The organism is Stenotrophomonas nitritireducens, from assembly GCF_001700965.1.
Taxonomy (GTDB): Bacteria; Pseudomonadota; Gammaproteobacteria; order Xanthomonadales; family Xanthomonadaceae; genus Stenotrophomonas; species Stenotrophomonas nitritireducens_A.
In genome coordinates this window covers 3,283,133-3,299,260 of the sequence record NZ_CP016756.1, presented here as the reverse complement: position 1 = coordinate 3,299,260, position 16,128 = coordinate 3,283,133, and the positions used below count along the sequence as shown (strand labels likewise).

Sequence of the window (16,128 nt, the reverse complement as noted above, 5' to 3'; positions counted from 1 at the left end):
ATTGGGGTAGGCTCGGCACATCCACAAGGAGTGACCATGGGCAAGCTCAAGCGCAAAGAGTACGAAGCGTTGCTGGAACCGATGCAACTGGAGCTGGCCAACATGGCGCGCTGGGCCCAGCACTGCGGGCAGCGCGTCCTGGTGCTGTTCGAAGGCCGCGATACCGCCGGCAAGGGCGGCGTCATCCAGGACATCGCCAAGCATGTGAATCCGCGCCAATGCCGGGTGGTGGCACTGCCCAAGCCCAGCGAGCGCGAAGACAGCCAATGGTATTTCCAGCGCCACATCGCGCACCTGCCCGCCGCCGGCGAAATCGTGTTGATGGACCGCAGCTGGTACAACCGCGCCGGTGTTGAAAAAGTGATGGGGTACTGCACCGATGCGCAGTACAAAGCCTTCCTCAAGCAGACCCCCGCATTTGAAAAACTGCTGGTGGACGACGGCATCCTGCTGTTCAAGTACTGGCTGTGCGTGGACCAGGAGCAGCAGGAAAAGCGCTTTGCCGAACGCCGCGACGACCCGCTCAAGGGCTGGAAGCTGTCGCCGATCGATCTGAAATCACGTCAGGAATACGCCGCCTACACCCAAGCCCGCGAAGCCATGCTGGAAGCCACCCACAGCGGCCATGCACCGTGGACGCTGGTGGATTTCAATGACCAGAAGCGCGGCCGCCTGACCCTGATACGCGACCTGCTCGACCACCTGCCCGACACCCACATCGACGAGCCACTGATCGAGCTGCCGCCCTTGCCAGGCAAGCCAAAAAAAGAGAAGTACGGCGTAGTGAAGCCGATCCCGGCATTCGTGCTGGATGAGGACGTAGCCAAGCCAAAGCGCACCGCGAATTCTTTGTAGGCGCCGGTAGTGCCGAGCCATGCGCGGCAGGCGCATTACCGACCACCCCTGCAGGACCGGTAGTGCCGAGCCATGCTCGGCAGGAGCATTACCACCCATCCTGCAGCCGCTGTAGGAGCGGCGTAAGCCGCGAAACTGGCAACACGGGAAGACCCAAGGCTTACCCCTCCCCAACCCTCCCCTTCGCTACGCGAAAGGGAGGGGGCTGTTCTCTGCCTACGGTCAAATGACAGCGTAGTGCCGAGCCATGCTCGGCAGGAGCATTACCGACCATCCTGCGGCCGCTGTAGGAGCGGCGTAAGCCGCGAAACTGGCAGCGCGGGAAGATCCAAAACTTACCCCTCCCCAACCCTCCCCTTCGCTGCGCGAAAGGGAGGGGGCTGTTCTCTACGAACTGTCAGATGGCAGCGACGCCGCTTTTGCCCCCTCCCTTTCGCGTAGCGAAGGGGAGGGTTGGGGAGGGATGCTTCCGCGTCTGCTCCAACGCCACCCTGCTTCAACGCTGGCTCAAACCGCCTTGCCACCCGCAGCAGTGATGGCCTCTTCCACCTCGCGCGCGTTCACCGGCCCCAGGAACTGCCTGGCGACCTTGCCATCCGGTCCGATCAGATACGTCATCGGCAAGCCGCGCGGGGTGGCGAAATCCTTCGGCGGGCTGAAGGTATCGATGATGGCGATCGGATAGGCCACCGGATGCTCCTTCAGGAAGGCCTGCATCTCGTCCAGCTCGATGTCCTCATACGCCAGCCCCACCACTTCGACGTTGCTGCGCATCGCGTGCAAAGCCGACAACTCCGGCATTTCCTGCAGGCACGGCGCACACCAGGTGGCCCAGAAATTGACCACCACCCATTGCCCACGGTGACTGGCCAGATCATAGGTTTTGCCATCCACCGTTGGCACCTGCAGCTGCGGTATTTCAGCGGTCTGCTGGACCACACCGGGCGCCGGTGCCGGCGCAGCGGGGGCCGCAGGTGCGGGCGACGGCGCTGCGGCAACTGGCGTCGGGTCCGGCTTGCAGGCGCTCAACGCCAGCACCAGCAGCGCGCACGGAAGGTATTTGAAGGTCATCGGTTATCTCCATGCTCTACATAGATGTCGTCCACACGGCGCTTGAGCAGATCGCGCAGCGGCAGACGTAATTGATCCAGGGCACTGCAGGCCGCCTGCCCGAGGCTGTCCTCGCGCATCGGCAGATATTCCTCGGCAACCGGAATACGCAGCTGCGAACTTTCATACAGGTCGTGCAGGCTGATGCTGTCCAGGTCGCGCGCCAGCAGCCACTCGCCCTGCTCGTCACGGCGCAGCACACCAATGCGCTCCATCTGCTCCAGCAGCTGCTGCAGCAGCGAGTCGGTGAACATCGGCTCCAGCAGCAGAATCCGGTCTTCGTCCAACCCCTGCCCTTGCTGCCGCGCCTCGCGGAAACGCCCCAGCAGACGCAGCAGGCCGTACAGCTCGCAGCCCTGCGGTAGCCGCAATGCTGCCGGTTGGTAGCGGAAGGCCGCCACCGACGAGGCCAGCGAGGCACCGAGCAACACCGACACCCAGCTCAGGTAGATCCACAACAACAGGATCGGCACGAACGCCACCGTGCCATAGAGCTTCTGGTAGGACTGGAAACTGCCCAGATACAGGCCCATGCCCCACTTCACCAGCTCCAGCATCAACACCGCCAGCAGCGCGCCGGGAATGGCGTGCCGCCATTTCACGGTGTGGTGCGGCACCACCCGGTAGATCAGCACCACGCAGACGAATTCGATCAGCACCGGCGCCAGGCGCAGGCCAAGATCGGCCAGCCAGCGGCCTTCGGTGGTGCCGAACAAGGGCAGCGACAGCACCTTGGCCGATACCGCCAGGGACGCGGCAGCCAGCAGCGCGCCCAACGTCAGCACCGTCCAATAAACCAGGAAGCGGGTCAGCTGCGGCCGCGCCGAGGCCACGCGCCAGATCCGGTTGAAGGTCTGCTCGACGCTGTTGAGGGTGATCAGCAGCGACACCACCAGGGCCAGGAAGCCGGCGGCGGTCAACTGCCCGGCACTGGCCGAGAACTGCCGCAGATACCCCTCGGCCGCCCGCGCCGCCGATGGCACGAAGTTGGAGAACACGTAATCGCTGAGCGCCTCGCTCCAGCGGTCGAACATCGGGAACGCCGACAGCACACCGAATACCACGATCGCCAGCGGCACCAGCGCGAATACCGTGGTGTAGGCCAGCGAGCCGGCGGCCTGGAACAGGCGGTCATCGATGAAGCGCTTCCACAGGAAATGACCGAAGCTGACGTTGCGCGCGCGGTCACGCAGGCGCTCCATCCAGAGATTGAGTGAATCCAGAGGTTCCATCCGGCAAGGGTACCCGATGCAAAGCGCGGCCCGCATCGTTGATACTGCCGGCTCCTGCAAGAGTGAGTGAACGGTGCGATGGCGGAAATTCTGGTGCTTTACTACAGCCGTGGCGGCTCGGTGGCGCGGCTGGCGCGGCAGATCGCCCGTGGTATCGGCGAGGTGCCGGGCATGAGCGCCCGCCTGCGTACGGTGCCGCCGGTGGCCGCAGTCACCCAGACCAGTGCCCCGCCCGTACCTGAAGACGGTGCGCCGTATGTGGAAATAGCCGACTTGGCCGAATGCGATGGCATCGTGCTGGGCAGCCCTACCCGCTTCGGCAACATGGCAGCGCCGGTCAAGCATTTCCTCGATGGACTGGGCGCGGAATGGGTCAATGGCACCCTGGCTGGCAAGCCGGCGGCGGTGTTCACCTCCACCGCCTCGATGCATGGCGGCCAGGAATCAACCCTGCTGTCGATGCACCTGCCCCTGCTGCACCACGGCTGCCTGATCGTCGGCATCCCGTTCACCGAGCCGGCGTTGAGCCACACCACCAGCGGCGGCACCCCCTATGGCGCCAGCCACGTGGCCGGCACCCAGGCCGACGCCCAGCTCACCGATGACGAGGCCCAGCTGGCGCGGGCGCTGGGACATCGGGTGGCCGATATCGCCCGGCGTCTGGCCCGATGAACGGCCGCACGCGCGATCTGGTCCTGGCCGCCTCGCTGGCACTGCTGGCTGGGCTGTATGCGTGGTGGTTCCGCGCAGACCGCCATCTGCTGGCGGTGGCACTGGTGTTCGTAGCGCCGCCGGTACTGTTGCTGCTGGGCGTTCTGGCGCAGCGCGCGGCAGCCCGCTTCTGGGCGGGCGTATTGGCCTTGTTCTGGTTCAGCCACGGCGTGATGAGCGCCTGGAGCCACCGCGACACCGCCCTCTACGCCTGGATCGAAATCGCCCTGGCGCTGCTGATCGTAGGCCTGGTCAGCGTCCCCGGCATGCGCGCCCGCTTTGCCGCCAAGAAGGCCGGCTAAACCCCATGTAGAGCCGAGCCATGCTCGGCCGAAGCTTTCCCGGCCATGCCCCTGTAGAGCCGAGCCATGCTCGGCTGAGGCCTTCCCGGCAACCCTCCCCTGTAGAGCCGAGCCATGCTCGGCGGGGGCTTGCCCGGTGATGTGTCACTAGCCTCTGTGGCAACAGCATCAGCCACGAAACCCCTGATCCTGCAGGTTCCGGGCCGGCCTTCGGTTTCTGCAATACCGGCTTCGCGGCTTATGCCGCTCCTACAGGTGGCTCTGTGGCAAGGCCTCACTGCGGTAAGGCCCCCGCCGAGCATGGTTCGGCTCTACCAATGACCAATGACGCCGCAGCGTGTCGCTACGCGGTGACATGGCCCGGCGCAGCCTGCGGCATTATCATGCGCAGCATCGCGGCCCGTGCCGCTGGCAGTCACCGCAAGGATTTACCGCAATGATGGAAGAACTCCTGATCGTCACCACCGGTGGCACGATCGACAAGATCTACTTCGACGACAAGTCCGATTACCAGATCGGTGACCCGCAGATCGGCATGATCCTGCGCGAATTGGGCGTCACCTTCCGTTTCAACGTCATCCCGATCCTGCGCAAGGATTCGCTGCACATCAGCGACGACGACCGCGAACTGATCCGCGCCACCATCGCCGCGCAACCAACCCGCCACGTGCTTGTCACCCACGGCACCGACTCGATGGTCGCCACCGGCAAGGTACTGGCCACCATCCCCGGCAAGACCATCGTAATGACCGGCGCACTGAGCCCGGCGCGCTTCCGCGGTTCGGATGCCGAGTTCAATATCGGCTGCGCGATCGGCGCAGTGCAATCGCTGCCGGAAGGTGTCTACATTGCGATGAACGGCCGCATCTGGAACCCGGAGCAGGTCCGCAAGAACGTGGACGCCAACCGCTTCGAATCGTTGTAAGTGGCCAAGAGCACCCGCGCCACCGCCGCGTTGGAAAAGGCCGGCATCGCCCATGGCGTGCATGCCTATGACTACTCGGCCGATGTCGACAGCAAAGGCCTGGCGGCGGCGCAGGCGCTGGGCATCGCCCCGGCGCGGATGTTCAAGACCTTGATGGCGTGGGTGGACAAGCAGCCGCTGATCGCGGTGATTCCCTCCGACCAGCGCCTGTCATTGAAAAAGCTTGCCGCCCATTGTGGCGGCAAGCACGCGCAGATGATGGAAGTACCCGAGGCCGAAAAGCGCAGTGGTTACAAGGTTGGTGGCATCAGCCCCTTTGCCCAGCAGCGGCCGGCCAAGGTGGTGTTTGCCGCCAGCGCGCAGCAGTATCAGATGCTGTACATCAATGCCGGCCAGCGCGGCCTCTTGCTGGATATCGCGCCAGCCGATGCCTTGCGTGCCCTGCAGGCCGACTACGCGGATATCTGCGAAGACTGAGCGCTCGCCCCGCTACTGGTCGTGGCGACGACATCACGGTAATGCCCTGACCGGCGTCGGCGTCGGCGTCGGCTTGCAGCTAGAACGTGATCGACCAGCCATTCAAGCGCCCTGTATCACCGCTTGCCTTGTCATTCACGCGCAGCGCCCACGTGCCGTTCAATGCCTCCGTTGAAAGATCGACCTCGAAAGTCTGCTTGATGTCATCGGCGCTGCCCCCTTCATAGTTGCTGAGCAGATAGGCGCTACCGTCGGGCGCGATCAGCTCCACTTTCAGATCGCCCCGCCAGCTGTGGCTGATATCCACCTGCACCGGCGTGGCAGCCGGTGCATTGGCACTGCGCCCGGCAACGCTGATGCCACTCTCCACTGTGTGGTTGTCCAGGATATCCACGGCCTGGTCACTGCGATAGGTCTGGGAAGGAACCAGGCCCCAACTCGCCTTCAGGCTGACGTCCGAGTAAGTGCGGTAGCCAGTCACCATCACGTGATGGATGCCGGCAACGGGGTTGGGGAAACTGCAGCTCTCGCCGTTCCCGCCGCGAAACGGGCGGCAATCGAACACCGAGCTGTTCGGCCTGCTGCCGGCCTTTACATAAAGATCGGCATCGCCCGCACCGCCGCCAATGCTGATCAGCAGATTGGAAGCCGCCGCAGGCAGCTCCACCGTGAAATAGCGGTTGCTGCCCTTGCTGCCGCTCAAACCGGTCACCGCGATTCCATTGTCCAGCGCGATGCCAGGCTCAGGTTCGGGCCCAGGCGGCAAGGTGCCGCTCAATGCCGCTGCCACCGCCGCCTGCGCATTGACGATGCCGGTGCCGATCTCCCTGTCCGGGGTTCGCGGGAACGGCGTGGCGCTGGCCTTGATAAGGGCTTCAAGTTGCGCCGGGGTCCTGGCGGGGTCCGATACCTGTTGCACCAGGGCCACCACCCCGGCCACATGCGGTGCCGCCATCGACGTGCCGCCGCTGTAACCGTAGCTTTCAAGCGAGGGCGTTCTGCTGCCGCTGTTGAACGTGGAAACAATGCCGCTGCCTGGCGCGGCCACATCCACCAGTGGGCCGAAATTGGATTGCAGCGTACTGCTCCAGATCGAGCGTTTGCCGTCACTGTCGCTGGCACCTACTGCGATGACATTGGCGCAATTGGCCGGTGCCGAATTGCTGGCATTGGTGTTGTCGTTGCCCGCGGCGATGACCAGGGTTGCGCCGTTGGCCACCGCGGTATTGATGGCTGTCTGGAACGTGGTGCCGCACGCGCCGCCGCCACCCAGGCTCAGGTTTATCACCTCGGCCGGGTTTGCATTGCTTGGCACACCGGTCACCTCCCCGCCCGAAGCCCACACAATCGCATCGGCGATATCGGACGTATAACCGCCGCAGCTGCCCAGCACGCGTACCGGGAGGATGCGGGCGTCCGCTGCGACACCCGCTACGCCCTTGCCATTATGGGTAACCGCCGCAATCGTGCCGGCCACATGGGTGCCGTGCCAACTGGAATTCCAGGCACCGTGGTTGCCGCCACATTGATTGGCTTCCACCCAGTCACCGGGGTCATGCGCATCCGCATCACGGCCATCACCGTCGTTGGCCATCGCCGGATCGCTGATGAAATCGTAGCCGGGCAGTACATTGGCAATCAGGTCACTGTGATCAGCGATGCCGGTATCCAATACCGCCACCACCACGCCCGCGCCGGTCGCGCTCTGCCATGCCGGCACCGCGTTGATGCCATAGCCATCGGCCAACCCCCACTGCTCACCGAAACGCGGATCATCCGGCGATGCAGTGATACTGAAGCGGCGGTCGATCTCGATGTACTCGACGTTGCGATCCAACGCCAGCCGACGCACCAGCGCTTCGGTCTGGATGCGATCCAATGGCGCCTCGGCCCGTACTACCTGCGCGCCGGTAGCCAGGCGGCGCAGCTGCTGCAGCCCAACGGGCCTCCCATCGCGCAGCAGCGGCAACACGGTGGATGCATCGCCGAGAACCTTCCGCAGCGCGTCTGGGTCGGCAGAACGGCGGCTGTCCTGGCGAAGTTTGACGATGAGTTGCTGATGCACCGGCGCTGCATCCAAGCCCGCCAGTTGTACGTCTGCGGCAAGCGCCGACGGCTGCAGCCACATACAGGACAGCAAGACGCTGCCAACCGCGACTGACCCTCGACCAAGCATGCGGTGCGATATCGAAGACATGGTTCGGCCCTTCTGCAGAGGAGGATGCCGCCGGGCGGCACCGATGCCAAACAGTCGTTGCGGTGTGCAACGCAACGTCCGCCCGGAGGAAACTGCCCGGGCCATCCCCTGTTGTCGGCCCGTATGCAGACACTAGGCATGCATCGTGGCCGCTCCCATCGGAGGACTACTGAAACCGCTGTACGCACCAACGTTGGAAGCCCCTGTCAGCGCGGTAGGAAAACGTCCAGAATTCGCAGCGCGTCTTGCGGGCGCCTCGCGGCAACCCGCGACGCACTGTTACGGCGGGCATCTGAAGTTCGACCCTCCATCGATCAGCACCTTCCAGCCGCACTTGAGGCACTGCGTCGCGGCTGAGGTTGGCTCAAGCTGCGGCTGACAATGGATGACAAGGAAAGGGCCCCGGTGGAGTCACCGGGGCCCTGCTCGTGCACCGCACATCAGGTGGCAGCGGTGCGCTGGCTTCAGCGCAGCACTGCCTGGTCGATCAGAACGTGATCGACCAGCTGTTGACGCGGCCGGTATCGCCACTGGCCTTGTCGTTGACGCGCAGCTTCCAGCTGCCGTTGAGGGCTTCGCTGGACAGGTTCACGTTGAAGGTCTGCTTGATGTCATCCGCGCTGCCACCGGCATAATTGCTCAGCACATAGACGCTGCCATCGGGCGCCACCAGATCCACCTTGAGGTCGCCCTTCCAGGTGTGGCTGATATCCACCGCCACCGGTGTGGACGCCGGTGCATTGCCCGTGCGGCCGGATACCGCAATCGCGCTTTCAACCGTGGCGTTGTCGACGATGGTGACTGCGCTTGCATTGCTGTAGGTCTGCGCGCCGCCCGTGCCACCGCTGCCCCAGCTGGCCTGCAGGCTCACGCCCGAGAACGCCGAGTACGCGGACAGCATCACGTGGTAGGTCCCCGCCACCGGCGTGGCGAAGCTGCAGCTCTCGGCGTTGCCGGTCTTGTAGGGGCGGCAATCGTAGGTGGCGGTGGTCGGCTGGCTGCCTGCGCGCACATACATGTCCGCGTCGCCACTGCCGCCGGAGCTGGCAATCACCAGGTTGGTGGCGCCGGCCGGTACCTGCACGGTGAAGTACTGGCTGCTGCCGGCCGCGCCGGCAAGCCCGGTGATCGCCACGCCGTTGTTCAGCACCGTGCCGCCCGGGTTCGGGTTGCCGCCGCCGTTGGCCGCATCCACCACCGCCTTGGCATTGAGAATGCCCGGGCCGATGCTCTGCGACGGCGTTGACGGGAACGGCGTGACATTGGCCTTGATCAAGGCCTCCACCTGCGCCGGCGTCTTCGGTGTGGTTGACACCGCCTGCAGCAATGCGACAACGCCAGCCACGTGCGGCGTCGCCATCGAGGTGCCGTTGTAGGCGGCGTAGCTCTCCGCGCCCGGCGTGGTGGTGCCGCTGTTGAGGGTGGACAGGATGTTGGAACCCGGCGCGGCGATATCGATCAACGCACCGTAGTTGGAGAAGCTCGAACGTGCGCCGGTGCTGGTGATCGAGGCCACCGCGATCACGTTGTTGCAGTTGGCCGGCGAGGCGTTGGAGACATTGGTGTTGTCGTTGCCGGCCGCGATCACCAGGGTGGTGCCACGGCTGACCGCGCCGTTGATCGCCGTCTGCGTGGTGCTGCCGCAGGCACCTGAGCCACCGAGACTGAGATTGATCACCTCGGCCGGATTGGCATTGGCCGGCACGCCGGACACGCTGCCGCCGGAGGCCCAGACAATGGCATCGGCGATATCCGAGTCGTAACCACCGCAGGTGCCGAGCACGCGCACCGGCACGATCTTGGCGCCATAAGCCACGCCAGCAACACCCTTGGCGTTGTTGGTGACCGCGGCGATGGTGCCGGCTACATGCGTGCCATGCCAGCTGGAGTTCTGCGCGGCATGGATGCCGCCGCATTGATTGGCGGTGATCCAGTCACCCGGGTCGCTGGGGTCGTTGTCGCGGCCATTGCCATCATTGGAGACGGTGGTGTCGTTGATGAAGTCATAGCCGGGCAGCAGGTTGGCGGCCAGGTCGCTGTGGCTGGTGATGCCGGTATCCAGCACCGCCACCACCGAACCGGCGCCGTTGGTCACATCCCAGGCTTGGTTGGCCTTGATGCCGTAGGTGCCCGAATAGCCCCATTGTTCGCTGTAGCGGGTGTCGTTGGGGGTGAGGCTGATGGTGTTGAGGCGATCGACTTCGACGTACTCGACGTTGGGATCGGCCGCCAGTTTGCGCATCAGCGTTTCAGCATCGGCACGGTCAAGCTTGGCATCGGCACGCACTACATCCGCGCCCACCGCAAGCCGGCGCATATGCTGCACGCCGATGGTCTTGCCGGCGCGTGCCGGCAGCGCGCGGGCGGCCGAGGCCAGGGTTTTCTGCAGGGCGGCGTCGCCGGCTGCCTGGCGGCTGTCCTGACGGTATTTGACGATGAAGCGCTGGTGCGTCGGCGCCGAATCCAGTCCGGCCAGGTGCACCTCACCGGCCCAGGCCGGCGCACACAGAAGCAGGGAAGACAGCGAAGCAGTGCCAACGACTACCAACCCACGAGCAAACGCACGGTGTGATCTGGATGACATTGTTGAGCCCTTCTGCATTGGAGGATGCCGCAAATGCGGCGTCGTCCTACCCGGGCCTGTGGCGATTCCAATGGCGGTTGTTGCTGCCCGGGTAGAACTACCCGAACCAGTCCCCTGTTACCGATCCGTGGGCGGACAGTAAATGGCGGCTGAACCAGTGACAAGAGGGTTACAACAGAAACCGTCTTTCCATCACGTTTACGCACGTGACTGATTCGTAAAGAATATTTGCGATTCCCTTGGTACTGCAGGGCTGCAGCACCAGGTGTCCGGACAAAGAAAAACCCGCTGCGGCGAACGCCACAGCGGGTTACTCAGCGATGCGAACCGGGCGCTCAGGCGTCCAGGCGCACCAACCAGCCGTGGCGGTCAGGCTGACGGCCGTACTGGATGTCGGTCAGTTCCTTGCGCAGCGACATGGTGATTTCACCGGCCGGCGCATTGATGTCGCCCACCGAGAAATCCTCGCCCTTGAGCTGGCCGATCGGCGTGATCACCGCCGCAGTGCCGCAGGCAAACACCTCGGTGATTTCGCCCGAGGTCACGCCCTGCTTCCACTCATCGATGGTGACCTGGCGCTCTTCCACGTTCATGCCACGGTCGCGGGCCAGCTGCAGCAGCGACTCGCGGGTGATGCCTTCCAGGATGCTGCCCGACAGCGCCGGGGTAACCAGCTTGTTTTCCTTGCCGTAGACCAGGAACACGTTCATGCCGCCCAGTTCTTCCAGGTACTTGCCCTCGACCGGGTCGAGGAACAGCACCTGCGAACACCCCTGCGCCTGCGCCTGCTGCTGCGGCAGCAGCGAAGCGGCGTAGTTGCCGCCGCACTTGGCCGCACCGGTGCCGCCCTTGGCAGCGCGTGCGTAATCGGTGGACAACCAGATCGCCACCGGCGCCACACCCTTTGCGAAGTACGGGCCGGCCGGGCTGGCGATCACGTAATAGGTGGCCTTGTGCGCGCCGCGCACGCCGAGGAAGGCTTCATCGCCAATCATGAACGGGCGGAAATACAGGCTGGCTTCGTCGGCATCGGAAACCCAGTCCTTGTCCAGCGCCACCAGCTGCTTGAGCGACTCGACGAAGATGTCAGCCGGCAGTTCAGGCAGCACCAGACGGCGTGCCGAACGCTGCAGGCGAGCCGCATTGGCCTGCGGACGGAAGGTCCACACCGAACCGTCGGCGTGACGGTAGGCCTTGATGCCTTCGAAGATTTCCTGGCCGTAGTGCAGCACGGCGGCGGCAGGATCCAGCGAAATCGGGCCATACGGCGTTACCGCCGCATCGTGCCAACCCGCATCCTTGTCCCAGCGTACGGCCACCATGTGGTCGGTGAAGTGCAGGCCGAACCCCGGCTTTTCCAGGATTTTGGCGCGCTCCTCGGCGCTACGCGGATGATCCGAACGGGTGACATCGAAGCTCAACGAAGACTGGGACACCGGATAATTCCTTCCAGATTGCGGGATGGGACAGCCCCGGCACCACTGCGGCGCCGGGGGTGCAGCACAAACCGTCACCGGCAGTGCCGGCACGGGCTCACAGCATGCCAGTTTCCAGGCGCGCCGCCTCGGACATCATGTGACGCCCCCACGGCGGATCGAACACCAGATCGACGTCGGCCTGGGCCACGGTCGGAATCATTTCCAGCTTGCTGCGCACGTCATCGACCAGTATCTCGCCCATGCCGCAGCCCGGCGCGGTCAAGGTCATCTTGACGTCCACCTCGCGCTGGCCGCCGTCCAGGTGCTTGATATCCACTTCGTAGATAAGCCCAAGATCGACGATATTGAATGGGATTTCCGGGTCGAAGCAGGTGCGGAGCTGTTGCCAGACCAGCTTTTCCACATCCTCGTCGCCGGCATCGTCGGGCAGTTCCAGCCCCGGCGGCGGCTCCTTGCCGATGGCATCGCCGTCCTTGCCGGCGATACGGAAGAGATTGCCTTCGACAAACACCGTATAGCTGCCACCCAGTGCCTGGGTGATATAGCCATAACTGCCGGCCGGCAAGGTCACGCTGTCACCCTGCGGCACCATCACGGCCGGGCAATCACGCTCAAAATGGACTGGTTCGCTGCTACGGGAATACATGTAGATCGATATGGGGACGCGGTGGCTACCCGCAAGACCGCCATTTTATCCGACTGGGCGCACTCGGCGATGAAACGCTATGCTGCGGAATCTGTTCGGGAATGCCCATGTCGCCTGTTTCCACCTCGGCCAGCCGTAGCCGCCACTGGCTCTGGCCCATTTTGTTGTTGCTGGGAAGCCTCACCCTCACCATCGCCTGGCTGCTGGTCGCCTTGAGCACCGGCACCCAGGCCGGCTGGATGGCGATCTTCGCCGCGCTGGAAGCCGCCTGGATGCTGCGCCTGGGCACCTTCCGCCCGGGCCCGGCGCGCATTGCCCTGACCCTGCTGACCACCGTGCTGATCGCCGTGGCCGCCAACTGGGGCATCGCCGCGGCCTATGTAGGCGCCCCGATGGGCCTGACTCCATGGGAATCCGCGCTGCGCATGGGCCCCCATTTCGCCTGGACACTGCTGTCGCTGGCCAACGGCCTGGGCGAGCTGATCTGGTTGGGCATCGCACTGGTGGTGGGCTGGCGTTCGGCGCGCTGAATCCCGGTTGCTCACAGGATTGCCGAGAGTTTTGTTGGCATGTGAAACCAAAGTGTCTGTTTTTGGACATTGTCTGCTACCTGATCCGCACAATGCCGCCGGTTAAAAATTTGTAATTTCGTGACTCCCTCGCACCACTCTGCGGAGAGTCATACGTGAGTATTCAGCCACTGAGCCAAGCTGTTCGCCTCGCACTGCTACCCATTTCAACGGCTGCCCTTGCTCTGGGAGCAGCGGGCAGCGCCCTCGCCCAGGACGCCGCTCCCAAGTCGGACGCCACCAACCTGGACCGCATCGAGGTCACCGGCTCACGCATCAAGCGCGCCGACCTTGAAACCTCCAGCCCGGTCTTCACCATCGACCGCCAGAGCATCGAAAGCTCCGGCGCAGCCACGGTGGGCGAATTCCTGCAGCGCACTCCGGCGATCGCCGGTGCCGCAACCAATCCCCAGGTCAACAACGGTGGCGGCGCGGGCGCGGCAACGGTCGACCTGCGCGGACTGGGCGTGAACCGCTCGCTGGTGCTGGTGGACGGCAAGCGCTGGATCGGCACCATCTCCAACGCCAATGGCGCGGTGGACGTGAACTCGATCCCGATGGGGCTGATCGAGCGCGTGGAGGTGCTGAAGGACGGCGCCTCGGCCATCTATGGCTCCGATGCCATCGGTGGCGTGGTCAACTTCATCCTGCGCAAGGATTTCGAAGGCGTGGAAGCCAGCGCCTTCTACGGCATCTCCTCGCGCGGTGACGCCGCAACCCAGCGGTTCGATGCCACCTTTGGCCTGACTGGCGAAAAGGGCCACCTGATGCTGGGCGCCAGCTATGACAAGGAAGACTCGGTCAGCGCTGCCGATCGCACCTATTCCAGCCAGCCCTACCAGCTGTATGCCGGTGAAAAGGGGATTGGCGGCACCAGCCGCATCCTGACCGGCCGCTATGTGTTGCCACGCGACGTCGCCATTGCACGCGGCACTGCGCTGGATGCGAACTGCGCCCAACCCAGCGCGAGCAATCCAAACCCCCGAGTCGTGCTTACCCGCATCGACGGGCGACCGGGTACTTCCGGATCGGACTTCCGCTGCTTCAACGGCAATACCGACACGTACAACTTCCAGTCGGATGGCAATCTCAACCTGACCCCGCAGGAACGCACCTCGTTGTTCATGAGTGGTAACTACCAGCTCACCGACCACATCGAGGCTTTCATGCTCGGCTCGTGGCTGCGCACCGAGTCGTCGTTCTTCATCGCACCGCTGCCGTTCGACGGCCGTGCCGACGTGGATGACGTGCCGATCAGCAAGGACAGCATCTACAACCCGTTCGGCGTGGACATCACCGATGCGCGCCTGCGCCTGCGTGATTTCATCCCCACCCGCACCACCCGTTTCGAAACCGAGACCTACCAGATCACCGGCGGCCTGCGCGGCGTGTTCGGTGACAGCACCTGGAGCTGGGATACGTCCTTTGGTTACGGGCGTACACCGCAGTCTTCCACCGTGCGCGGCTATCTGATCGGCCAGGGCCTTACCGATGCACTGGGCCCGTCGATGATCGACCCGGCCACCGGCAACCCGATCTGCGTGCGCACGCCCGGCAATGCGGCCACCGCCATCAACGATTGCATCCCGGTCAATTTCATGGGCCCGGCGCCGGATCCGAACACCCCCACGGGCCAAGCACAGCTGGCCGCATTGGAGCTGATCAATCCGACCATCCACAGCACCAGCGAAAACGACCTGAAGGTCTTCAATGCCAACGTCACCGGCGACCTGTTCACCCTGCCTGCAGGTGCGGTCTCGCTGGCCGTCGGCGTGGAGCGCCGCGTCGAGTCGGCCAGCTCCAGCGCCGATTTCCTGACCATCATCCCGCCAGGCAAGACGGTGTGCCGCATCACCCAGGAAGCCTGTACCGGCGGCGACATCGACGGCAAGTTCGATGTCAACGAAATCTATGCCGAAGCCCTGATCCCGCTGTTGTCTGACATGCCGTTCGCTGAGAAGCTCAACGTGTCGCTGGGCACCCGCTATTCGGATTACTCCAACTTTGGCGGCACCACCAATTCCAAGATCGGCGTGGAGTGGAAGCCGTTCTCCGACCTGCTGATCCGTGCCACCTATGCCGATGTGTTCCGCGCGCCGACCATCGGCGACCTTTATTCGCCCACGTTCCCCAGCGCCAACACCTATGCCGATCCCTGCAATGGCTATGAAGGAGGCGGCAACCCAGCGGCCTGCGCCGGCGTACCGACCGACGGCTCCTTCCAGCAGAGCGGCAACCAGGTGACCTCGTTCCAGGTCTCGGACCCGAACCTGCAGCCGGAACAGGGCGACGTGTTGACCTACGGTTTCGTCTATAGCCCGAGCTGGCTTGAGGGCTTCAGTGTCACCGCCGACTACTGGCGGGTGAAGTTGAACGACTTCATCGTCAACCTGCCGGAAAACATGCTGCTCAACCAGTGCTTCAACTTCGGCCGCTTCTGCGACACCTTCATCCGCGACGCCGATGGCGACGTTGCACAGATGACCAACCTGATCGGCAACTACGGCTCCATGAAGACCTCCGGCATGGACATCGGCTTCCGCTATCAGGTACCGGAAGGTGCGTGGGGCAAGCTGGTGTGGAACCTGGATACCACCTACCTGGCGCAGTACGACGTGCAGCTGGTGGCAGGCGACCCGACCAGTGATGTCGGCGCGTTTCCGGGTATCCCGGGCAGCACCGGCCTGGCCGGCACCTTCGTCGACAACGCGTCCTCGGGCTTCGGCAACATGGCCCGCTGGCGCGCCCTGAACGACCTGACCTGGTCACGCGGCAACCTCAGCGCCAGCCTGACCACGCGCTACGTGCATCATGTCTACGAAGCGCCGGACGTGGCCGACGTCAAGGATCCAGGCTACGTCGCCAAGCGGCGGGTGCCGTCCTACACCCAGACCGACCTGCAGATCGGTTACCGCTTCGAAGACCTGAAGAACAGCTCCATCCAGATCGGCGTGCGCAACCTTACTGACCGCCAGCCGCCGTTGATCTATTCTGGCTTCAACGCCTCGACGGACATGCGGACCTACGATGCAATCGGCCGTTTCTACTGGATGCGCTGGACTGCCCGCTTCTGAGCCGGCA

The 16,128-nt window shown here is 64.2% G+C and carries 12 protein-coding genes and 2 pseudogenes; 7 read left to right on the top strand and 7 right to left on the bottom strand.

Features of this window, described 5'->3' with window-relative positions:
* Nucleotides 1-36 precede the first annotated feature (36 nt).
* Nucleotides 37-855, top strand: a complete 819-nt coding sequence (gene ppk2 / locus BCV67_RS13860; protein ID WP_062169069.1) for a polyphosphate kinase 2 — start codon at nucleotides 37-39, stop codon at nucleotides 853-855.
* 507 nt (nucleotides 856-1,362) lie between these two features.
* Here the strand turns inward: ppk2 and BCV67_RS13855 are convergent.
* Both BCV67_RS13855 and BCV67_RS13850 read right to left on the bottom strand, forming a co-directional pair.
* Nucleotides 1,363-1,926 carry a TlpA family protein disulfide reductase gene (locus tag BCV67_RS13855; protein ID WP_062169071.1) on the bottom strand — a complete coding sequence of 188 codons (564 nt, stop codon included), beginning with the start codon at nucleotides 1,924-1,926 and terminating at the stop codon, nucleotides 1,363-1,365.
* The gene (locus tag BCV67_RS13850; RefSeq protein WP_062169073.1) at nucleotides 1,923-3,197 is read right to left on the bottom strand and encodes a YihY family inner membrane protein; all 1,275 of its coding nucleotides are present in this window, start codon (nucleotides 3,195-3,197) and stop codon (nucleotides 1,923-1,925) included. The genes BCV67_RS13855 and BCV67_RS13850 overlap by 4 nt, the downstream gene beginning before the upstream one ends.
* A gap of 78 nt (nucleotides 3,198-3,275) precedes the next feature.
* Here BCV67_RS13850 and wrbA point away from each other — a divergent pair, with 78 nt between their 5' ends.
* The 4 genes from wrbA (at nucleotide 3,276) to ybaK (ending at nucleotide 5,612) form a co-directional block, all read left to right on the top strand.
* The gene (gene wrbA, locus BCV67_RS13845) at nucleotides 3,276-3,869 is read left to right on the top strand and encodes an NAD(P)H:quinone oxidoreductase (RefSeq protein ID WP_062169076.1); all 594 of its coding nucleotides are present in this window, start codon (nucleotides 3,276-3,278) and stop codon (nucleotides 3,867-3,869) included.
* Nucleotides 3,866-4,210: a DUF2069 domain-containing protein gene (locus tag BCV67_RS13840; protein ID WP_062169078.1), complete on the top strand. Its 345-nt coding sequence runs from the start codon at nucleotides 3,866-3,868 to the stop codon at nucleotides 4,208-4,210. Before wrbA ends, BCV67_RS13840 begins: the two co-directional genes overlap by 4 nt.
* Before the next feature lie 439 nt (nucleotides 4,211-4,649).
* Nucleotides 4,650-5,135, top strand: a complete 486-nt coding sequence (locus BCV67_RS13835) for an asparaginase domain-containing protein (RefSeq protein ID WP_057628731.1) — start codon at nucleotides 4,650-4,652, stop codon at nucleotides 5,133-5,135.
* Nucleotides 5,136-5,612, top strand: coding sequence for a Cys-tRNA(Pro) deacylase (ybaK, locus tag BCV67_RS13830; RefSeq protein ID WP_062169080.1), 477 nt, complete (start codon nucleotides 5,136-5,138; stop codon nucleotides 5,610-5,612).
* Between the two features lie 79 nt (nucleotides 5,613-5,691).
* On the opposite strand, the gene BCV67_RS13825 is transcribed toward ybaK, so the two are convergent.
* The 5 genes and pseudogenes from BCV67_RS13825 to sufT all read right to left on the bottom strand — a co-directional run bounded on the left by BCV67_RS13825 (nucleotide 5,692) and on the right by sufT (nucleotide 12,478).
* Nucleotides 5,692-7,677 (bottom strand): S8 family serine peptidase, encoded by a 1,986-nt coding sequence (locus BCV67_RS13825; RefSeq protein ID WP_343123798.1) that lies wholly within the window; start codon nucleotides 7,675-7,677, stop codon nucleotides 5,692-5,694.
* Nucleotides 7,678-8,296: 619 nt separating this feature from the next.
* Nucleotides 8,297-8,518: pseudogene (locus tag BCV67_RS20540) on the bottom strand (proprotein convertase P-domain-containing protein); the annotation flags it as partial.
* A 141-nt stretch (nucleotides 8,519-8,659) separates the two neighbouring features.
* A pseudogene (locus BCV67_RS13820) lies at nucleotides 8,660-10,393 on the bottom strand (S8 family peptidase); the annotation flags it as partial.
* A gap of 335 nt (nucleotides 10,394-10,728) precedes the next feature.
* Complete coding sequence (locus BCV67_RS13815) at nucleotides 10,729-11,829, bottom strand: branched-chain amino acid aminotransferase (protein WP_062169085.1); 1,101 nt, start codon at nucleotides 11,827-11,829, stop codon at nucleotides 10,729-10,731.
* A gap of 97 nt (nucleotides 11,830-11,926) precedes the next feature.
* Nucleotides 11,927-12,478 carry a putative Fe-S cluster assembly protein SufT gene (gene sufT, locus BCV67_RS13810; RefSeq protein ID WP_062169087.1) on the bottom strand — a complete coding sequence of 184 codons (552 nt, stop codon included), beginning with the start codon at nucleotides 12,476-12,478 and terminating at the stop codon, nucleotides 11,927-11,929.
* A gap of 107 nt (nucleotides 12,479-12,585) precedes the next feature.
* On the opposite strand from sufT, the gene BCV67_RS13805 reads away from it, so the two are divergent.
* Nucleotides 12,586-13,008 carry a hypothetical protein gene (locus BCV67_RS13805; RefSeq protein ID WP_062169089.1) on the top strand — a complete coding sequence of 141 codons (423 nt, stop codon included), beginning with the start codon at nucleotides 12,586-12,588 and terminating at the stop codon, nucleotides 13,006-13,008.
* 155 nt (nucleotides 13,009-13,163) lie between these two features.
* Nucleotides 13,164-16,121: a TonB-dependent receptor plug domain-containing protein gene (locus BCV67_RS13800; protein WP_062169091.1), complete on the top strand. Its 2,958-nt coding sequence runs from the start codon at nucleotides 13,164-13,166 to the stop codon at nucleotides 16,119-16,121.
* Nucleotides 16,122-16,128: the final 7 nt, after the last annotated feature.